General features: G+C 73.8%; 16 protein-coding genes. 7 read left to right on the plus strand and 9 right to left on the minus strand.

The features are described 5' to 3' along the window. Positions 1 to 99: 99 nt before the first annotated feature. Both ACGF1Z_RS08065 and ACGF1Z_RS08070 read right to left on the minus strand, forming a co-directional pair. Positions 100 to 687 (minus strand): peptidoglycan-binding protein, encoded by a 588-nt coding sequence (locus ACGF1Z_RS08065; RefSeq protein WP_393001195.1) that lies wholly within the window; start codon positions 685 to 687, stop codon positions 100 to 102. A 47-nt stretch (positions 688 to 734) separates the two neighbouring features. Next, entirely contained in the window at positions 735 to 3,722 is a 2,988-nt protein-coding gene (locus ACGF1Z_RS08070) for a bifunctional [glutamine synthetase] adenylyltransferase/[glutamine synthetase]-adenylyl-L-tyrosine phosphorylase (RefSeq protein WP_393001197.1), read from the minus strand. 179 nt (positions 3,723 to 3,901) lie between these two features. On the opposite strand from ACGF1Z_RS08070, the gene ACGF1Z_RS08075 reads away from it, so the two are divergent. Beyond that, positions 3,902 to 4,333 carry a VOC family protein gene (locus ACGF1Z_RS08075; RefSeq protein WP_393001199.1) on the plus strand — a complete coding sequence of 144 codons (432 nt, stop codon included), beginning with the start codon at positions 3,902 to 3,904 and terminating at the stop codon, positions 4,331 to 4,333. A gap of 281 nt (positions 4,334 to 4,614) precedes the next feature. On the opposite strand, the gene ACGF1Z_RS08080 is transcribed toward ACGF1Z_RS08075, so the two are convergent. The 3 genes from ACGF1Z_RS08080 to ACGF1Z_RS08090 all read right to left on the minus strand — a co-directional run bounded on the left by ACGF1Z_RS08080 (position 4,615) and on the right by ACGF1Z_RS08090 (position 7,331). Then, positions 4,615 to 5,121, minus strand: a complete 507-nt coding sequence (locus ACGF1Z_RS08080; RefSeq protein WP_393001201.1) for a GNAT family N-acetyltransferase — start codon at positions 5,119 to 5,121, stop codon at positions 4,615 to 4,617. A gap of 441 nt (positions 5,122 to 5,562) precedes the next feature. Beyond that, the gene (locus tag ACGF1Z_RS08085) at positions 5,563 to 5,961 is read right to left on the minus strand and encodes a hypothetical protein (RefSeq protein WP_393001203.1); all 399 of its coding nucleotides are present in this window, start codon (positions 5,959 to 5,961) and stop codon (positions 5,563 to 5,565) included. Between the two features lie 8 nt (positions 5,962 to 5,969). After that, the gene (locus tag ACGF1Z_RS08090; RefSeq protein ID WP_356070572.1) at positions 5,970 to 7,331 is read right to left on the minus strand and encodes a glutamine synthetase family protein; all 1,362 of its coding nucleotides are present in this window, start codon (positions 7,329 to 7,331) and stop codon (positions 5,970 to 5,972) included. Positions 7,332 to 7,579: 248 nt separating this feature from the next. Between ACGF1Z_RS08090 and ACGF1Z_RS08095 the strand changes: the two genes are divergently transcribed. The 4 genes from ACGF1Z_RS08095 (at position 7,580) to ACGF1Z_RS08110 (ending at position 10,020) form a co-directional block, all read left to right on the plus strand. Next, positions 7,580 to 8,092 carry a hypothetical protein gene (locus ACGF1Z_RS08095; RefSeq protein WP_393001205.1) on the plus strand — a complete coding sequence of 171 codons (513 nt, stop codon included), beginning with the start codon at positions 7,580 to 7,582 and terminating at the stop codon, positions 8,090 to 8,092. Positions 8,093 to 8,171: 79 nt separating this feature from the next. After that, a complete protein-coding gene (locus ACGF1Z_RS08100; protein WP_393001207.1) occupies positions 8,172 to 8,849 on the plus strand; it encodes a DUF3105 domain-containing protein in 678 nt (225 codons plus the stop codon). Beyond that, positions 8,846 to 9,469, plus strand: a complete 624-nt coding sequence (locus tag ACGF1Z_RS08105) for a DUF305 domain-containing protein (protein ID WP_393001209.1) — start codon at positions 8,846 to 8,848, stop codon at positions 9,467 to 9,469. The genes ACGF1Z_RS08100 and ACGF1Z_RS08105 overlap by 4 nt, the downstream gene beginning before the upstream one ends. Positions 9,470 to 9,597: 128 nt before the next feature. Next, a complete protein-coding gene (locus ACGF1Z_RS08110; protein WP_393001211.1) occupies positions 9,598 to 10,020 on the plus strand; it encodes a CBS domain-containing protein in 423 nt (140 codons plus the stop codon). 55 nt (positions 10,021 to 10,075) lie between these two features. On the opposite strand, the gene ACGF1Z_RS08115 is transcribed toward ACGF1Z_RS08110, so the two are convergent. Further along, positions 10,076 to 10,915, minus strand: a complete 840-nt coding sequence (locus tag ACGF1Z_RS08115; RefSeq protein ID WP_393002429.1) for an alpha/beta fold hydrolase — start codon at positions 10,913 to 10,915, stop codon at positions 10,076 to 10,078. A gap of 276 nt (positions 10,916 to 11,191) precedes the next feature. Between ACGF1Z_RS08115 and ACGF1Z_RS08120 the strand changes: the two genes are divergently transcribed. Continuing rightward, positions 11,192 to 12,952 carry an NAD+ synthase gene (locus ACGF1Z_RS08120; RefSeq protein WP_393001213.1) on the plus strand — a complete coding sequence of 587 codons (1,761 nt, stop codon included), beginning with the start codon at positions 11,192 to 11,194 and terminating at the stop codon, positions 12,950 to 12,952. Positions 12,953 to 13,087: 135 nt separating this feature from the next. Here the strand turns inward: ACGF1Z_RS08120 and ACGF1Z_RS08125 are convergent, their stop codons facing one another. The 3 genes from ACGF1Z_RS08125 to ACGF1Z_RS08135 all read right to left on the minus strand — a co-directional run bounded on the left by ACGF1Z_RS08125 (position 13,088) and on the right by ACGF1Z_RS08135 (position 16,560). Next, on the minus strand, positions 13,088 to 14,125 hold the full coding sequence (locus ACGF1Z_RS08125) for an endonuclease/exonuclease/phosphatase family protein (RefSeq protein WP_393001215.1): 1,038 nt from the start codon (positions 14,123 to 14,125) through the stop codon (positions 13,088 to 13,090). A 155-nt stretch (positions 14,126 to 14,280) separates the two neighbouring features. Beyond that, on the minus strand, positions 14,281 to 14,913 hold the full coding sequence (locus ACGF1Z_RS08130) for a TetR/AcrR family transcriptional regulator (protein WP_393001217.1): 633 nt from the start codon (positions 14,911 to 14,913) through the stop codon (positions 14,281 to 14,283). Positions 14,914 to 14,937: 24 nt separating this feature from the next. Then, positions 14,938 to 16,560: an MFS transporter gene (locus ACGF1Z_RS08135; protein ID WP_393001219.1), complete on the minus strand. Its 1,623-nt coding sequence runs from the start codon at positions 16,558 to 16,560 to the stop codon at positions 14,938 to 14,940. Between the two features lie 204 nt (positions 16,561 to 16,764). On the opposite strand from ACGF1Z_RS08135, the gene panB reads away from it, so the two are divergent. Continuing rightward, entirely contained in the window at positions 16,765 to 17,628 is an 864-nt protein-coding gene (gene panB, locus ACGF1Z_RS08140; RefSeq protein WP_393001221.1) for a 3-methyl-2-oxobutanoate hydroxymethyltransferase, read from the plus strand. Positions 17,629 to 17,706 lie beyond the last annotated feature (78 nt).

Below are 17,706 nucleotides of genomic sequence, written 5' to 3' on the forward strand. Positions count from 1 at the left end.
GGTGAAGGGAGGCGGGGCGTGCGGTAGCAGGGGTGCGGCGGGGAGGGGGGTGAGGCGGGGCCGGGTGGGGCGGCAGGGGCCGGAAGCGTCGTGCCGGGGTCAGTCGCCCCAGCCGCTCCAGCCACTTCGGTCGCCGGCGTTCCAGCCGTCCCGGTCCCTCCGGTCCTCCCGGTCGGTCTCCGCCCGAAGGGCGGCGCGGGTCAGCGGGCCGTAGACGCCGGCCCGCTCCGGGATGGCCCGGGACGCCTGGAAGCGGCTCAGGGCCTGCGTCACGGACGGGCCGAACGTGCCGTCGACCGATCCGAGGTACAGGTGGAGCCGGCCGAGCCGGCGCTGGAGGTCCTCGACCTCGGGGCCGGTGCTTCCCGGTCCGAGCGCGTCGACGCCCGGGGGCCCGGACGGTCGGGGGCCATGGGACGGAGGCGGCTTCGGGCGGTGGGTCGCGGGCGGCGCGGACGGGCGCGCCGGAGCGCGGGAGGCGGTGGCCGTGTGCGCAGCCGTCGGTGTGACGGCCGGTGTGACGGCCGCCGTGGGTCGCCGGGTGGGCGCGGCCGGCGGTGCGTCCCAGGAGTGGAGTTGGGGCGGGGTCGACGGGTCCGCGGGCCGCCGGGCCGAAGGCCCCGCGAGAACGACGGGGACGGCGGGGGGCAAGGGGACGGCGGGTCTAACGGGGACGGCGAGGGCCACGGGGACGATCGTTCGCGGCGCCGGAGCATGCCCCCGAGGGGCGGTCCCTACGCGCCGTAGAACAGCTCGTCGACCACCGCGCGGGCGCGGCGGGTGACGCGGCGGTAGTCGTCGACCATCTCGCCGACCCTGCCCGGGCCGTAGCCCAGGTAGCGCCCCACCGCCGCCAGTTCGCGCGGCTCCGAGGGGAACGTGTCGCCGGGGCGGCCGCGGACCAGCATGACCGCGTTGCGGACCCGGGAGGCGAGGACCCAGGCCTCGTCGAGGATCTGGGCCTCGTCCGTGCCCATGAGCCCGGCCGCGCGGGCCGCGGCCAGGGCCTCCCGGGTCCGGGTGGTGCGCAGGCCCGGCTCGGCCCAGCCGTGCCGCATCTGCAGCAGCTGGACGGTCCACTCGACGTCGCTCAGGCCGCCGCGGCCCAGCTTGGCGTGCAGCGTGGGGTCGGCGCCGCGCGGCAGCCGTTCGGTCTCCATGCGGGCCTTGAGACGGCGGATCTCGCGCACGGCGTCCTCGCCGAGCCCCTCCGCCGGATAGCGCAGCGGGTCGATCAGGGCGAGGAAACGCTCCCCCAGGTCCCTGTCGCCGGCCATGGGTTCGGCACGCAGCAGGGCCTGGCTCTCCCAGACGAGGGACCAGCGGCGGTAGTAGGCCTCGTACGACTTGAGGGTGCGCGCCAGCGGGCCGTTCTTGCCCTCCGGGCGCAGATCGGCGTCGATGAGCAGCGGCGGGTCGGCGGTGGGGAGCTGGAGCAGCCGGCGCATCTCGGTGACGACCCGGTTGGCGGCCCGGGCGGCCTCCTGTTCGTCGACGCCCTCGCGCGCCTCGTGCACGAACAGCACGTCGGCGTCGGAGCCGTAGCCCAGCTCGTGTCCGCCGAAGCGGCCCATGCCGATCACCGCGAAGCGGGTGGGCAGTTCCTCGCCCCACTCGGCCCGCACGGCCGCCCGCAGCGCGCCCGCGAGGGTGGCCGCGTTGAGGTCGGTGACGGCCTTCCCGACGTGGTCCACGAGCGCGCCGGGGTCGGACTCGCGGGGGTTGTCCTCGGTGCCGTAGGAGCCGATGAGATCGGCCGCCGCGGTACGGAACAGTTCGCGGCGCCGTACCCCTCGGGCCGCGGCCACCGCCTGCTCGGCACCGTCGGCGCGGCCGACGGCGGCGAGGACCTCCTGTTCCAGGTGCTCGCGCCCGCGCGGGCGCAGGCCCTCGGGGTCGCCGAGGATCGCGACCGCCTCGGGCGCCCGGAGCAGCAGGTCGGGGGCGAGCCGGCCGGCGGACAGGACCCGGGCGAGGTTCTCGGCCGCAGCGCCCTCGTCGCGCAGCAGCCGCAGGTACCAGGGGGTCTTGCCGAGCGCGTCGGAGACCTTGCGGAAGCCGAGGAGGCCCGCGTCCGGGTCGGCGGAGTCGGCGAACCAGCCGAGCAGCACCGGCAGCAGCGTCCGCTGGATGGCGGCCTTGCGGGTGACGCCGGAGGAGAGTGCCTCCAGGTGGCGCAGGGCGGCCGCGGGGTCGGCGTACCCGAGGGCCTCCAGACGCTGCCCGGCGGCCTTCGGGCTGAGCCGGATCTCGCCGGGGGCGAGCTGGGCGACGGCGTCGAGGAGCGGGCGGTAGAACAGCTTCTCGTGCAGCCGGCGCACCACGGCCGCGTGCCGCCGCCACTCGCGGTTGAGCTCGGCGACCGGGTCGGTGCGCAGGCCGAGGGAGCGGCCGAGGCGGCGCAGGTCCTCGTCGCCCTCGGGCACGAGGTGGGTGCGGCGCAGCCGGTGCAGCTGGATGCGGTGCTCCATGGCGCGCAGGAAGCGGTAGGCCTCGTCGAGCTGGGCGGCGTCGGCACGGCCGACGTAGCCGCCGGCGGCGAGGGCGGCGAGCGCGTCGAGGGTGGTGCCGCTGTGCAGGCTGCCGTCGCTGCGGCCGTGCACCAACTGCAGGAGCTGGACGGCGAACTCGACGTCCCGCAGGCCGCCGGGGCCGAGCTTCAGCTCGCGGTCGACCTGGCCGGCCGGGATGTTGTCGACGACCCGGCGGCGCATCTTCTGCACGTCGGCCACGAAGTTCTCGCGCTCGGCGGCCTGCCAGACCAGCGGGGAGACGGCCTCGATGTACGCGGCGCCGAGCTCCTCGTCGCCGGCCACGGCCCGGGCCTTCAACAGGGCCTGGAACTCCCAGGTCTTGGCCCAGCGCTGGTAGTAGGCGAGGTGGGAGGAGAGGGTGCGGACGAGCGGACCGTTACGGCCCTCCGGGCGCAGGTTGGCGTCGACGGGCCAGATGGTGCCCTCGACGGTGGTCTCGGAGCAGATCCGCATGAGGTGGGAGGCGAGCCGGGTCGCGGCCTGCAGGGCCTTGGCCTCGTCCACGCCGTCGGCCGCCTCGCCGACGAAGATGACGTCCACGTCGGACACGTAGTTGAGTTCGTGGCCGCCGCACTTGCCCATGGCGATGACGGAGAGCCGGCACTGGACGGCGTCCTCGGGCGCGGCGGCCCGGGCGAGCGCCAGCGCGGCCCGCAGCGTGGCGGTGGCGAGGTCGGCGAGCTCGGCGGCGGTCTGGGCGACGTCGATGGTGCCGCACACGTCACGGGCCGCGATGGCGAGCAGGCAGCGGCGGTAGGCGACGCGCAGCGAGACCGGGTCGTCGGCCTCGTCCAGTCCGCGGGCGAACTCGGCGACGCCCGGGTGCAGATCGGTCGCCTCGTACGTGACGAGGGTCTGCCAGTCGTGGGGGTGCCGGGCCAGGTGGTCGGCGAGCGCCTCAGAGGAGCCGAGGACGCCGAGCAGCCGGTCGCGGAACGGCTTGGCGGACAGCAGGGTGGTGGTGAGGGCCGGCCGGTCGGCAACCGGCTGGGCCTCGACGAGCCGGACCAGGCCGCGCAGGGCGAGATCGGGGTCGGCGGTGGCGCCGAGGGCGTCCAGGAGCACGGAGTCGCCGCGCAGGGCGGCGAGCTCGTCCAGGTCGAGCAGCCGCTCGGCGGCGGACGGATCGGTGAACCCGTGCCGCAGCAGCCGGGTGAACGTGCTGCTCCTGCGTCCCGGCACCGTCATGCCGCCGCTCCTCCACCGGTCGATACCGCTCGGTCCAGTCCCCGGCCGAGCCTATCCGGCGAATCCCTCCGGATGCGCGGCGGCGGGCTGGCGGACGGCGGTGGTCCGGACCACGATGAACTGCCGGCGGTGCCCGCGAGCATCCGGGACCGGGCATCCGAGACCGAGGAGAGGCGACCGTGAACTGGACGCTGGAAGTCATCGTCGTACCCGTCGTCGACCTGGACCGGGCGAAGGAGTTCTACGCCGGGAAGTGCGGCTTCACGGTGGACCTGGACCAGGAGGTCGCCCCCGGCGTCCGGGTCGTCCAGATCACCCCGCCGGGCTCGCGCTGTTCGATCTCGCTGGTCCAGGGCATGCCGCCGTTCCCGGGCACCGGCGCCACCGCCCCCGGCGCCCTGCACGGGCTCCAGTTGTGCGTCACCGACATCGACGCGGCGCGCGAGCGGCTGGTCGCGGCGGGCGTGCACGTGACGCCGGTGATGCACGTGGGCGCGACGGGCTGGGAGGCGGGCCGGGGCGGGACCTGGAACTCCTTCATGTCGTTCCAGGACCCGGACGGCAACGGCTGGATCGTCCAGGAGGCCCCGTCGGAGCTCTCGGAGCGCTGAGGCCCGGCGCCGGGCAGAGGCGCCGCCGTCCGGCGCCGGGCGGCGTGACCGTGCCCCGGCCCCGGACGGCGTGTCCGTGCCCCCGGCGCCGGACGGCGTGACCGCGCTCAGGGCCCGCGCCCGACCGCGCGTCCGTGCCCCCCGGCCCGATCCGCGGCATGTCCGTACCTACGGCGCCCGACCGCGCTCAGGGCCCCCTCCCGACCGCGCGTCCGCGCCCACGGCCCGCACCCGCGGCCCCGGGGGGCCCCACGGCCCGATCCGGGGCCCGGGGACGGGGCCTACGGCACGTCCGTGAACACGACGCGGTAGTTCCGTACCCGCTCGTCCTCGCCCTCGTAGGCCATCCCGGCCGCCTCCATGACGCGCTGGGAGGGGATGTTGCCGAGGTCGGCGTCGCCGCGGACGGCGGTGGCGCCGGCCTCGCGGGCGCGGGCGATCAGGGCGCGCAGGGACTCACGGGCGTAGCCGTGCCCGCGGGCACCGGGGACGAGCCCGTAGCCGACGGTGACGACACCGTCGGCGTCCGGCGGGCCGTGGAAGCCGATCCCGCCGACGGTGGTGCCGTCCTCCAGGTGTATCGCGTACGGCCGGTAGACCCCGGGGTCGCCGCGCTCGGCGACCCCGGCGAGGAAGCCGCGCGCGCTGGCGGCGTCGCCGGCGCCGGGGTAGTCCTCGGCCCAGCGGTCGCCGGGGGCGGGCCGGCCGTCGACGATGCGCCGGGCCTCGTCGACGGAGAGCGGGCGCAGGCGCAGCCGCGCGGTCTGGATGGTGCGCAGGTCGTTCACGGACCGCAGTCTCGGGCGCGTTCCGCTCGCCCGCAACGCATTTGTGCCGAGGTCAGGGCTTCTCCGCCGCCTCGCGGCAGGCGTCGGCGGCGCGGCCGGAACAGGGGAAGAGGACGGCGGCCTGGTCGGGCGGGCGGTGGCCGAGGATCTCGGCGCTGCGGCGGCGGGCCGGGGCGGGGCCCGGTGGCGATCGGCGGGCCGGCCGGCGGGTTGGAACGAGAACCTTGCGCCGGTCCCGGGGCGGCGGCTCGATCGACGTCGCCGGCCCTCTCCAGGCGGTCGACGAGCCGGGTGGGCCCGGGGGCCGGTCCGGCGCACTCGACGGACGTGACGGGCCCGGCGAACTCGCGGAGTCGAGCGCGCAGAGCCCGGCGGCCCGGGCCTCGGCGTGCCCGGGCGGCAGGACAGCCTTCGGACATGGCCCTCCGGCGGCACGCCGACTCAGGCGCGTGCGGTGGCCCAGCGCCGCAGCCGCGCCAGGTTCTCCCGCTTGCGGTCACGCGCACCGGCGGTCTCCTCCGGGGCTTCCAGGAAGGCGAGCACCGGCGTCCACCGGCGCCCGCCGCGCCGGGACGTCCACCGCACGGCGGGAAAGGCCGTGACGGCGCCGATCCGCGCCCGGTCGAGCCGGCGGGTCCACAGGAACCCCCGGACGACCAGCCGGTCGTGCTCGCAGCGCACGCCCACCCGCCAGCCCCGCACCGCGACGGCCAGGGCGGCGAGGGCGGCCGCCGCCGCCACGGCGGAGCCCTCCGCCGCCCAGACGGCGAGGCCGACGGCCGGGGCGCCGCCCAGGGCGGTGTGGGCGATCCGGTTGGGGGTGGTGGGCCGCAGCTCCATGCTCCGCGCTACAGCACCGGCAGGTTCTTGCGCAGCTCGAAGGCGGTGACCTCGGAGCGGTACTCCTCCCACTCCTGCTTCTTGTTGCGCAGGAAGAAGTCGAAGACGTGCTCGCCCAGGGTCTCCGCGACCAGTTCGCTGCGCTCCATCAGGGTGATGGCCTCGCCGAGGTTCTGCGGGAGGGGCTCGATGCCCATCGCGCGGCGCTCGGCGTCGCTGAGGGCCCAGACGTCGTCGTCGGCGCCGGCGGGGAGTTCGTAGCCCTCCTCGATGCCCTTGAGGCCCGCGGCGAGCAGCACCGCGTACGTCAGGTAGGGGTTGGCGCCCGAGTCGATGGAGCGGACCTCGACGCGCGAGGAGCCCATCTTGCCCGGCTTGTACATGGGGACCCGGATCAGCGCGGAGCGGTTGTTGTGGCCCCAGCAGATGTACGCGGGGGCCTCGCCGCCGGAGCCGGCGGTGCGGCCGGAGCCGCCCCAGATGCGCTTGTAGGAGTTGACCCACTGGTTGGTGACGGCGGAGATCTCGCCCGCGTGCTTCAGCAGGCCGGCGATGAAGGAACGCCCCACCTTGGAGAGCTGGTACTCGGCGCCCGACTCGTAGAAGGCGTTGCGGTCGCCCTCGAAGAGGGACAGGTGGGTGTGCATGCCCGACCCCGGGTAGTCCGAGAAGGGCTTGGGCATGAAGGTGGCCTGCACGCCCTGCTCCAGCGCGACCTGCTTCATGACCAGCCGGAAGGTCATGATGTTGTCGGCGGTCGACAGCGCGTCCGCGTAACGGAGGTCGATCTCCTGCTGGCCGGGGGCGCCCTCGTGGTGGGAGAACTCCACCGAGATGCCCATCGACTCCAGCATGGTGATGGCCTGGCGGCGGAAGTCCATGCCCACGTTCTGCGGGGTGTGGTCGAAGTAGCCCGAGTTGTCGGCCGGGGTGGGCCGGGAGCCGTCCAGCGGCTTGTCCTTCAGCAGGAAGAACTCGATCTCGGGGTGGGTGTAGAAGGTGAAGCCCAGGTCAGAGGTCTTGGCGAGCGCGCGCTTCAGGACGTAGCGCGGGTCCGCGAAGGACGGCGAACCGTCCGGCATGAGGATGTCGCAGAACATCCGGGCCGTGCCGGGGGCCTCCGCGCGCCAGGGCAGGATCTGGAAGGTGCCCGGGTCGGGCTTGGCGATCATGTCGGACTCGTAGACCCGGGCGAAGCCCTCGATCGCGGAGCCGTCGAAGCCGATGCCCTCGTCGAAGGCCTGCTCGAGCTCGGCGGGTGCGACGGCCACCGACTTCAGGAAGCCGAGCACGTCGGTGAACCACAGACGCACGAAGCGGATGTCGCGCTCCTCGAGCGTACGGAGCACAAATTCCTGCTGCTTGTCCATTTCCACACCCATCCTCGCTGGTCAGGCCGCCTGATCCCACCGCCTCCGGCACTTCGGGGGGCACCTGAGCATCCCACCACATGGTTTCGCGCACGTTGCACACCCATACTGCCTGCTCCGTTGTGACTCAGGTAACGGGGGGAGCGGCCGAAAAGCGGCGCCCGCGCGACGGCCCGCCGGAGCCGGCTCCCTGCCGATGGGTACCCGTCCCGCCCACGGCGCCCCTTCTGCCACTACGATCGGCGCCCATGGGAGCCTCCCGGCTCGACGGCCCGCCGCGACACGCGCGTCCCCTGGCACTGGCGAGTGCCGTGGCGACGCTCCTCGGCGCGCTGTTCCTCTGTCTGGGGGTCGGCCACCCGGGAACCGCCCACTCCGGCGAGCGGGCCCGGCACACGACGGCGGACGGCCTGACCGGCGCCGCACCGACCGGCCGGACCGACGCCGCGGACCCCGGGCGGGCCGACGCCGCACGAGCCGGCCGGACCGGCACCGAACGGAGCGGCCGGGTCAGCGGTCGCCCCGGTCCGGTCGCCGCCGCCTCCGCCGACCGGTACGTCTGCCCGTACGAGCGCGGCGGCTGCTCGCTCTTCCCCTCGCTCTCCCCCGCGGTGCTCAGCGCACCGCCGCTCGACCCCCCGCTGCACGCGGAGGGCGGTGTCCCCCGCCTCACCGCGCCGGACCTCTCCGGCCGGGCGCCCCGCCCCGGCGCACGGCCGCGCGCGCCGGACCTCCACGTCCTTCAAGTCCTGCGGACGTAAGCGGCCGGGCACTTCGTCACGTTCGTTTCGTTTCCGCGTTCCCCACTCGTCTCCAGACTTCACGAAGGACCACATCACCATGGCCGCGAACCGCTCCTCCACCGCCGACCGCCGCGCCCGAATAGAGGAGATGCGCCGCGCCGAGCAGGCCCGCGAGCGCCGCAACCGCTTCATCACGATCGGCGTGTCCGGCGCCGTCGTGCTGGCCCTCGTCGGCTTCGGCGGCTGGGTCATCACCAAGGAGAACGACAAGAAGGACCAGCAGGAGGCCGCCGCCAAGGCCCCCATCAAGGACGAGAAGTCCTGGGACGCCAAGAAGCTGACCCGCAACCACGTCAACACGCCGGTCAAGTACGACATGAAGCCGCCGGTCGGCGGCGACCACAACCCGGTCTGGCAGAACTGCAACGGCGACGTCTACGACAAGCCGGTCAACGAGGTCAACGCCGTGCACTCGCTGGAGCACGGAGCCGTGTGGGTGACGTACACCAAGAAGGCGGCCTCCGGTGACGTCGACAAGCTCAGGACGAAGGTCAAGAAGACCCCGTACTCGCTCATGAGCCCGTACGAGGACCAGGCCGCCCCGATCGTGCTGAGCGCCTGGGGCAAGCAGGTCGCCGTGGACAAGGCGGACGACCCGCGGGTCGACGCCTTCTTCACCAAGTACGTCACCGGGCCGCAGACGCCGGAGCCGGGCGCCGCCTGCACCGGCGGTGTCGGCGCCGAGGGCCAGGGCGGCGCCGGGATGGGCCAGTGAGGCTGAACCGCACCCAGTGGCAGTCCGTCGCGATCACCGTCCTGGCGGTGCTGTTCGCCGCGGGCGCCCTGACCTTCGCCTCCGCCGACCACGACGAGGCCCCGCGCACCCCCACCGCGGAGTCCGCGGACGCCGGTTTCGCCCGTGACATGGCGGTCCACCACCAGCAGGCCGTCGAGATGTCGTTCATCGTCCGCGACCGGACGAAGGACGAGGACGTGCGCCGCCTCGCGTACGACATCGCCAACACCCAGGCCAACCAGCGCGGCATGATGCTGGGCTGGCTGGACCTGTGGGAGCTGCCGAAGGTGCAGTCCGGCGTGGCGCCCATGACCTGGATGGGCATGGGCGTGGACGTGGGCGGGGAGGACGGCGCGCTCATGCCGGGCATGGCGACCCGGGCCCAGCTCGACCAGCTGCGCACGGCCTCCGGCCGCGCGGCCGAGGTGCTCTACCTGCAGTTGATGACCGCGCACCACAAGGGCGGCATCCACATGGCCCAGGGCTGCGTCGAGAAGTGCGTGCCCGGGGTGGAGCGCAACCTCGCGCAGGGCATGGTCGACTCGCAGGAGTCCGAGATCAAGCTGATGGCGGACATGCTGAAGGCGCGCGGCGCGTAGGCGGCCCGTACCGGCGCCCACCCGGCGGCCCCCGTGACCCTGCGGTCGCGGGGGCCTCGTCGCGCGCCGACAATTGAGGGTGCTCGGGGACGTAGGCACGACCACGTTCGACGAAAGGCACCCACCCCATGAAGACGGCGAAGGACATCATGCACCCGGGGGCCCAGTGGATCCCGGCACACGAGACGCTCGACCGCGCCGCCCAGCTGATGCGCAATCTCAACGTGGGCGCGCTGCCCATCGCCGACGAGAACGAACGCCTGTGCGGCATCCTCACGGACCGCGACATCGTCATCGGCTGTGTGGCCATGGGCCGCGACCCCTCCAAGATCACGTGCGGTGAGATGGCCAAGGGCACCCCGCGCTGGATCGAGTCCGGCGCCGAGGTGGGCGCCGTCCTGGAGGAGATGCAGAGCCACCAGATCCGCCGCCTGCCGGTGATCGACGGCGAGAAGCGTCTGGTCGGCATGATCAGCGAGGCCGACCTGGCCAGGAACCTCACGGACGAGCAGCTCAAGTCGTTCTGCGAGAGCGTGTACGCGACTTCCTGACCGCTCCCCGGGGGCTGCCCGCACCGTTGCCCGAGGGCGCCCCGATCACGCCCCGTCAGGACGCCCCGCGCAACACCGCCCGGGCGATCGCGTCCGGGCGGTCCAGCATGACCAGATGGCCCGACGGCTCGGCCGCCTCGTAGCGGGCGCCGAGCCGGCGGGCCAGTGTGCGCTGGCGCCGCTCCCAGCGGGGGGAGCCGTCGGGGGCGGCGAGCACGGTGACCGGCAGGCCCGGCGGCAGCGGCGCCCGCTCGCGCAGGTCGAGCAGCTCGGCGGCGACGGCACCGTAGCGGGCGTTCTCGTCGAGGAGGCCGCGCCAGACGCGGGAGCTGCGGTAGACGCGGCGGACCAGGGCGGGCGGCGACGGGTCGGGCCGCCGCACCGAACCGCGGACGGTCAGGGCACGGGCCGCCGGGCCGAGCGCGGCCGGGACCCCCGCGGCGCCCAGGGCCGCCCCGAGGGCGCGGGCGAGCGCCGGGGCGGTGCGGAGGGCGCGCGGGCGCTCCTCCACGGAGGAGTCGACGAGGACGAGCGCCGCGGTGCGGGTGGGGTGCAGCCGGGCGAAGGCCTCGGCGTGGAAGCCGGCGATCGAGTGCCCGACGACCGTGGCGGGGGCGCGGCCGTCGGGACCGAGGGTGTCGAGGACGGCGTCGAGGAGGGCGGCGATCCGGTCGGCCTCGCCGGTGAGGGTCGGCGGCGCGGCGGCGGGCTGCGAGAGGCCGTGGCCCGGGCGGTCGAAGCGGACGACGGTGCGGTGCGGGGCGAGCAGCGGGACCACCGGGTCCCAGTCGAACCAGCTCATGCCGAGCCCGGCGGCGAGGACGCAGACGGGGCCCGAGCCCTCGACGACGACGTGATGGGCGACGCCGGCGTGCCGGACGAACGCCGGCGGCACTCCCCCGGCCGCCCCGCTCCTCGGGCCGTTCCCCCGCCCGCTCTCCGCACCCCTCACCGGGCCCTCCCCCTCGTGCCGCCGCGGCGCGCGCGCACCGAGGCCGAGCAGCGCGGCGGCGGCACGCGTGCGGCCGCACATGTCGGCGGGCGCCCGCCCGGCATTCCTGGACACAGTGGTTCGAACGCCGGAGGGAAGCCGCGGGTTCCCGGTGCCCGGGCGGGGGCTCGGTACGAGGAGCGCGGGACATAGCGTCGAATTGACGATTAGACTGGGGGCGTGCCTCAACTTCGCCTCGCTCTGAATCAGATCGACTCCACCGTCGGCGATCTCGCCGGGAACGCCGAGGCCGTCGTCCACTGGACCCGGCACGCCGCCGAGCAGGGCGCGCACCTCGTGGCGTTCCCCGAGATGGCGCTGACCGGCTACCCCGTCGAGGACCTGGCGCTGCGCTCCTCGTTCGTCGAGGCCTCCCGGGACGCCCTGCGGGCGCTCGGGCGGCGGCTCGCCGACGAGGGGCTCGGCGAGACGCCGGTGGTCGTGGGCTACCTCGACCGCTCCGAGCGGGCGCAGCCCCGGCTCGGCCGGCCCGCCGGTTCCCCGGAGAACGCGGCCGCGGTCCTCCACCGGGGCGAGGTGGTGCTGCGGTTCGCCAAGCACCACCTGCCCAACTACGGCGTCTTCGACGAGTACCGCTACTTCGTCCAGGGCGACACGCTGCCGGTCGTCCGGGTCCACGGCGTCGACGTGGCCCTCGCGATCTGCGAGGACCTCTGGCAGGACGGCGGGCGCGTGCCGGCGGCCCGCAGCGCCCGGGCCGGGCTGATCCTGTCGGTCAACGCCTCCCCGTACGAGCGGAACAAGGACGACACCCGGCTCGAACTGGTCCGCCGGCGGGCCTGCGAGGCCGGCTGCACGACCGCGTACGTCGCCATGATGGGCGGGCAGGACGAGCTGGTCTTCGACGGGGACTCGATCGTCGTCGACGCGTCCGGCGAGGTCCTCGCCCGCGCCCCGCAGTTCACCGAGGGCTGTGTGGTCCTCGATCTGGAGCTGCCGGCGGCGCTCCCGGACGCCCCCACCGGCGTCGTCGACGACGGGCTGCGGATCGACCGGGTGGTGCTCTCCGAGGAGCCGCTGCCGGCCTACGAGCCGGAGGTGACGGGCGGTTACGCGGACCGGCTCGACGACGACGAGGAGGTGTACTCGGCGCTCGTGGTGGGCCTGCGGGCGTACGTGAACAAGAACGGGTTCCGCTCCGTCCTGATCGGCCTGTCCGGCGGCATCGACTCCGCCCTCGTCGCCGCCCTCGCCTGCGACGCGCTCGGCCCCGCGAACGTGCACGGCGTGTCGATGCCGTCCCCGTACTCCTCGGACCACTCGCGCGCCGACGCCGCCGAACTGGCCCGGCGCACCGGCCTGAACTTCCGCACGGTCTCGATCGAGCCGATGTTCGACGCCTACATGGGCTCCGTGGGCCTCACCGGGCTCGCCGAGGAGAACCTCCAGGCGCGGCTGCGCGGCACGCTGCTCATGGCGCTCTCCAACCAGGAGGGCCACCTCGTCCTCGCCCCCGGCAACAAGTCCGAGCTGGCGGTGGGTTACTCGACCCTGTACGGGGACGCGGTCGGCGCCTTCGGCCCGATCAAGGACGTCTACAAGACCTGGGTGTTCCGTCTGGCCCGCTGGCGCAACCGGGCCGCGGAGGAGCGCGGGCAGACCCCGCCGATCCCGGAGAACTCGATCTCCAAGCCCCCGAGCGCCGAGCTGCGCCCGGGTCAGGTCGACACGGACTCCCTGCCCGACTACGAGGTCCTGGACCGGATCCTGGAGCTCTACGTCGACCGCGACCAGGGCAGGGACGAGCTGGTGGCCGCCGGGCTCGACGACGCGCTGGTGACCCGCACCCTGCGGATGGTCGACCTGGCGGAGTACAAGCGCCGTCAGTACCCGCCGGGCACGAAGATCTCCGCGAAGGGCTTCGGCAAGGACCGCCGGCTGCCGATCACCAACCGCTGGCGCGAGGCCACGCGGGACTGACGCCGGGACGCCCCGGCGTCACCGCCTGCCCCCCCGGCGTCACGGCCAGACCCGGGGGTCACAGCCAGACCCGGGGGCTTCACCGCCTGCCCCCGGCGTCACAGCTGCCCCCGGGCGTCGCGGCTGTCCCCGGCGTCACAGCCTGACCCGGGCGGCCACCGGCAGGTGGTCGCTGCGGGTCTCCGGCAGGGTCCAGGAGGAGACCGGTTCCACCCCCCGGACCAGGATCTGGTCGATGCGGGCCATCGGGAAGGACGCGGGCCAGCTGAAGCCGAATCCGTCGCCCGCGGCGCCCTGGGTGGACCGCAGCTGGGAGGTGACGCCGTTGAGGGAGCGGTCGTTCATGGTGCCGTTGAGGTCGCCGAGGAGGACGATCCGCGCGTGCGGGTCGTGGGCGATGGCCTCGCCGAGGGCGCCTGCGCTGTCGTCGCGCTGGTTGGCGGTGAAGCCGGCGTTCAGCCGTACCCGTACGGACGGGAGGTGGGCGACGTACACGGCCACCTCGCCCTTGGGGGCGGCGACGGTGGCCCGCATGGCGCGGGTCCAGCCCATCCGGATGTCGACGGGCTGCGGGTCGCGCAGCGGGTACCTGCTCCACAGGCCGACCGTGCCCTGCACCGAGTGGTGCTTGTAGGTGCCGGCCAGGATGCGCTCGTAGACCGGGACCATGTCGCCCTTGAGCTCCTCCAGGGCGACCACGTCGGCGCCGGAGGCGGCGATCTGACGGGCCGTGCCCTCGGGGTCGAGGTTGTCGGCGTTCACGTTGTGGCTGACGACGGTGAGGTCGCCGCCGGGCTCGGACTTGTCGACGACGAGGCCGCCGAAGAGGTTGAGCCAGACCACGACCGGCAGGATCAGCGCGATCAGCGCGGTCGCGGAGCGGCGCAGCAGGCCGAGGACGAGCAGCACCGGCACGAAGAGGCCGAGCCAGGGCAGGAAGGTCTCGGTGAGGCTGCCCAGGTTGCCGATCCGGTTCGGGACGTCGGCGTGAAGTCCCATCAGAAGGGCCAGCAGGACGGCGCACAGGGCGAGGACGATGCCCCGCCGCCAGATGCCCCGGTCGCCGCGGAGCCCGGCGAACCGGGCCCCCAGGCGGGATGCGGGCCGGCGGCTGGAGCCCTTGTCGTCCGGCGTTCCGCCGTGCTCGGTCTCCGTCATGTCCACCCGCGCCATCGCTGCCGTCCTCACTGCCTTGCTGTGCGACCCGGTCTCGACACTAGGCGATCGCGGGTCGGTCGTACTCCTCGAGGGACGACACCCACGCGTGGCGGGTTCCTGCAGGTGGCGTGGGGCGGGCTGCTGTGACAGAACGCGCACATTCGTACGAGTCAGACACGCGGTCGCAGACCGTCCATGATCGTGTCGACGATCTGCTCGGGCAGGCCCGGCTCCAGCGTGGCGCCGGGGCGGATGATCGAGCGCAGCAGCAGCGGGCCGACGAACAGGTCGTTGACCAGCTCGACGTCCAGGTCGGTGCGGACCTCGCCGCGTTCGACCCCCCGCCGGATGGCGTCCAGGCCCATGCGGCGGCGCGGCTCGATGACCGTGTGGTGGTAGGCGTCCCACAGCTTGGGATAGAGCTGCATCTGCGAGAACACGCTGTGCAGCAGCGCGGAGGTCCGCTTGGCGAGCCCCCGCTGCCGCATCGTCTCCAGGAGCACCACGAAGTCGTCCCGCAGCGAGGTGCCGGGCAGCACCGGGTCCGGCGGCTCGACCGACCGCAGGAGGTCGACGAACAGCTCCTCCTTGCCGGGCCAGCGCCGGTAGATCGTGGCCTTGCCGACGCCTGCGGTACGGGCGATCTTCTCGATGGACACGTCGGCGAGCGCCAGCCCGCTCTCCAGCAGGCCGACGGCCGCGTCGAAGATCGCCTGTTCCACCGCCTCGCTCCGCGGCCGCCCGCGCCGGCCGCCGCCCGGGCAGTCGGCGACCGGGGCGGATCCACCCGTGTGCTGCGACACGCTCGTTGCGCCTCTCCTTCTTGGCTAGTTCGGAACCGATTCTCCCGCTTCGGCGCGCGTGCCCGGGGCGGGCGCACCGGCGGCCGGTGCGGCCGGGGCGCGGCCGGGCAGGAAGACGGCGACGACGACCGCGCCGAGGACGGCGACGACGGCCGAGCCGATGGCGGTGACGTGCATGGCGTCGATGAACGCGTCGTAGGCGGGGGCGAGCAGGCCGTGGCCGGCCGGGCCGAGCTTCTCGGCGACGGCGAGGGTCGCCTCGATGGACTCGCCGGCGGTGTCGCGGAGGCCCGCCGGGACGGCGCCCAGGTGCCCCTCGATCTCGCCGCGGTAGGTGGTGGAGAGGACGGAGCCGAGCACGGCCACGCCCAGGGCGCCGCCGACCTGCCGGAACGTGTTGTTGATCGCCGAACCGGAGCCGGCCTTCTCACGGGGCAGCGACTGCATGATGGAGACGGTGACCGGCGGCATGATGTGCGCCATGCCGGCGCCCTGGAGGAAGAAGACGACCTCCAGGATCCACAGCGGGGTGTCCGCCTCGAAGAAGGCGAAGGCGGCGAGGCCCACGGCGACGGCCAGCATGCCCGCGGTGCACACGGCCTTCGCGCCGAAGCGGTCGACGACCAGCCGGGCCCGGGGCGCGAAGATCATCTGGGCGACGGCGAGCGGCAGGATCAGCAGGCCGGACTCCAGCGCGCTGTAGCCGCGGACGCTCTGCAGGTAGAAGGCGGAGAAGAAGGTCACGCCCATGAGGGCGAAGAAGACCAGCGCGATGGCGCCGACGGCCGCGGAGAACGCGGGCTTGCGGAAGTACGAGACGTCGAGCGCCGGGTGGTCGCTGCGCTTCTCGTACAGCACGAAGGCGACGAGGACGACGATGCCGCCGAGGGACGGGACCAGCACCTCCGCGTCGGTGAAGCTCGCCAGCTCGCCGCCGCGGATGATGCCGTACACGAGCAGCACCAGGCCGAGCACGGACAGCAGCACGCCGGGCAGGTCGATCCGGCCGGGCCGGGGGTCCCTGGAGTCGGGGACCAGCCAGGCCATGAGCGCGAAGGCGAGCAGGACGACGGGCACGTTGACCAGGAAGATCGAGCCCCACCAGAAGTGCTCCAGGAGGATGCCGCCGGTGATCGGGCCGACGGCGATGGCGAGGCCGACGCTGCCGGCCCAGATGCCGATGGCCTTGGGCTGCTCGTCGCGCTCGAAGACGTTCATGAGAACGGCGAGGGTGGCGGGCATCACGAAGGCGGCGCCGAGACCCATCACGGCCCGGTAGGCGATGAGCTCGCCCGGGGTGGCGGAGAAGGCGGCGAGTGCGGAGCCTATGCCGAAGACGGTGATGCCGAAGAGCAGCACCTTCTTGCGGCCGAGCCGGTCGCCGAGCAGGCCGGAGGTGAAGAGGAGGCCGGCGAAGACGAGCGTGTAGGAGTTGATGGCCCACTCCAGCTCGCTCTGGGTGGCGCCGATACCGGTGGGTGCGGGGCTGGCGATCGTCTTGACCGCCACGTTGAGGATCGAGTTGTCGAGGACGACGATCAGCAGGCTGAGCATGAGCACGCCGAGGATGACCCAGCGGCGGCGGTGCACGGCCTCGGGCACGCGACGGGCGCCGGGGGCGGCGGAGACAGGGGACGGCTGAGACATGGCACTCACCCTAGACCCATTTCGATACGAGACCGTCTCGTATTGAAAAAACAGAGGGACTCTTTACGTTCCCGGGATGTGAACAGCGCCACGCGACCCCACTCCGCCGGGCGACTTCCCCCTTTCCCCCCGGAAGTGCCACCATGGATGTGGTCCGGGGACGCCACAGGGCGCCTCGAGATGACAACAGAGGAGCCGTTCACCATGACGCTTCAGGCTGCCCAGAAACCGCCCGCGGACAGCGGCAAGGCGCTGTACGGAGGCAAGGGCACTCGCCGCATCACCGTCCACGACATCGCCGCCGCCAAGACCCGCGGCGAGAAGTGGCCCATGCTGACCGCCTACGACGCCATGACCGCCTCCGTCTTCGACGAGGCCGGCATCCCGGTGATCCTCGTCGGCGACTCCATGGGCAACTGTCACCTCGGCTACGACACCACCGTGCCCGTCACCATGGACGAGATGACGCTGCTCTCCGCCGCCGTCGTCCGCGGCACCAAGCGCGCCCTCGTCGTGGGCGACCTCCCCTTCGGCTCGTACCAGGAAGGGCCCGTCCAGGCCCTGCGCAACGCCACCCGGCTGGTCAAGGACGCCGGCGTCGGCGCGATCAAGCTCGAAGGCGGCGAGCGCTCGCTGCCGCAGACCGAGCTGCTCGTCCAGGCCGGCATCCCGGTCATGTCCCACCTCGGCCTGACCCCGCAGTCCGTCAACACCATGGGCTACCGGGTGCAGGGCCGCAGCGACGAGGCCGCCCACAAGCTGCTGCGCGACGCCAAGGCGGCCCAGGACGCGGGCGCCTTCGCCCTGGTCCTGGAGCTCGTCCCGGCCGAGCTGGCCGCCGAGGTCACCCGCTCGCTGCACATCCCCACCATCGGCATCGGCGCCGGCCCCGACACGGACGCCCAGGTCCTCGTCTGGACCGACATGGCCGGTCTGACCGGCGGCAAGGTGCCGCGCTTCACCAAGCAGTACGCCAACCTGCGCGAGACGCTCGGCGACGCCGCCCGCGCCTTCGCGGAGGACGTCTCCGGCGGGGCGTTCCCCGCCGAGGAGCACACCTTCCACTGACGCGCGCCGTGGGACCGGCCCGGGTCGGGAAGCGCTTCCCGGCAGACCCGGCCCGGTCCCCCAGGACCCCTGCGGAAA

Origin of the sequence: Streptomyces sp. NPDC048018 (assembly GCF_043202995.1) — a bacterium.
Taxonomy (GTDB): Bacteria; Actinomycetota; Actinomycetes; order Streptomycetales; family Streptomycetaceae; genus Streptomyces.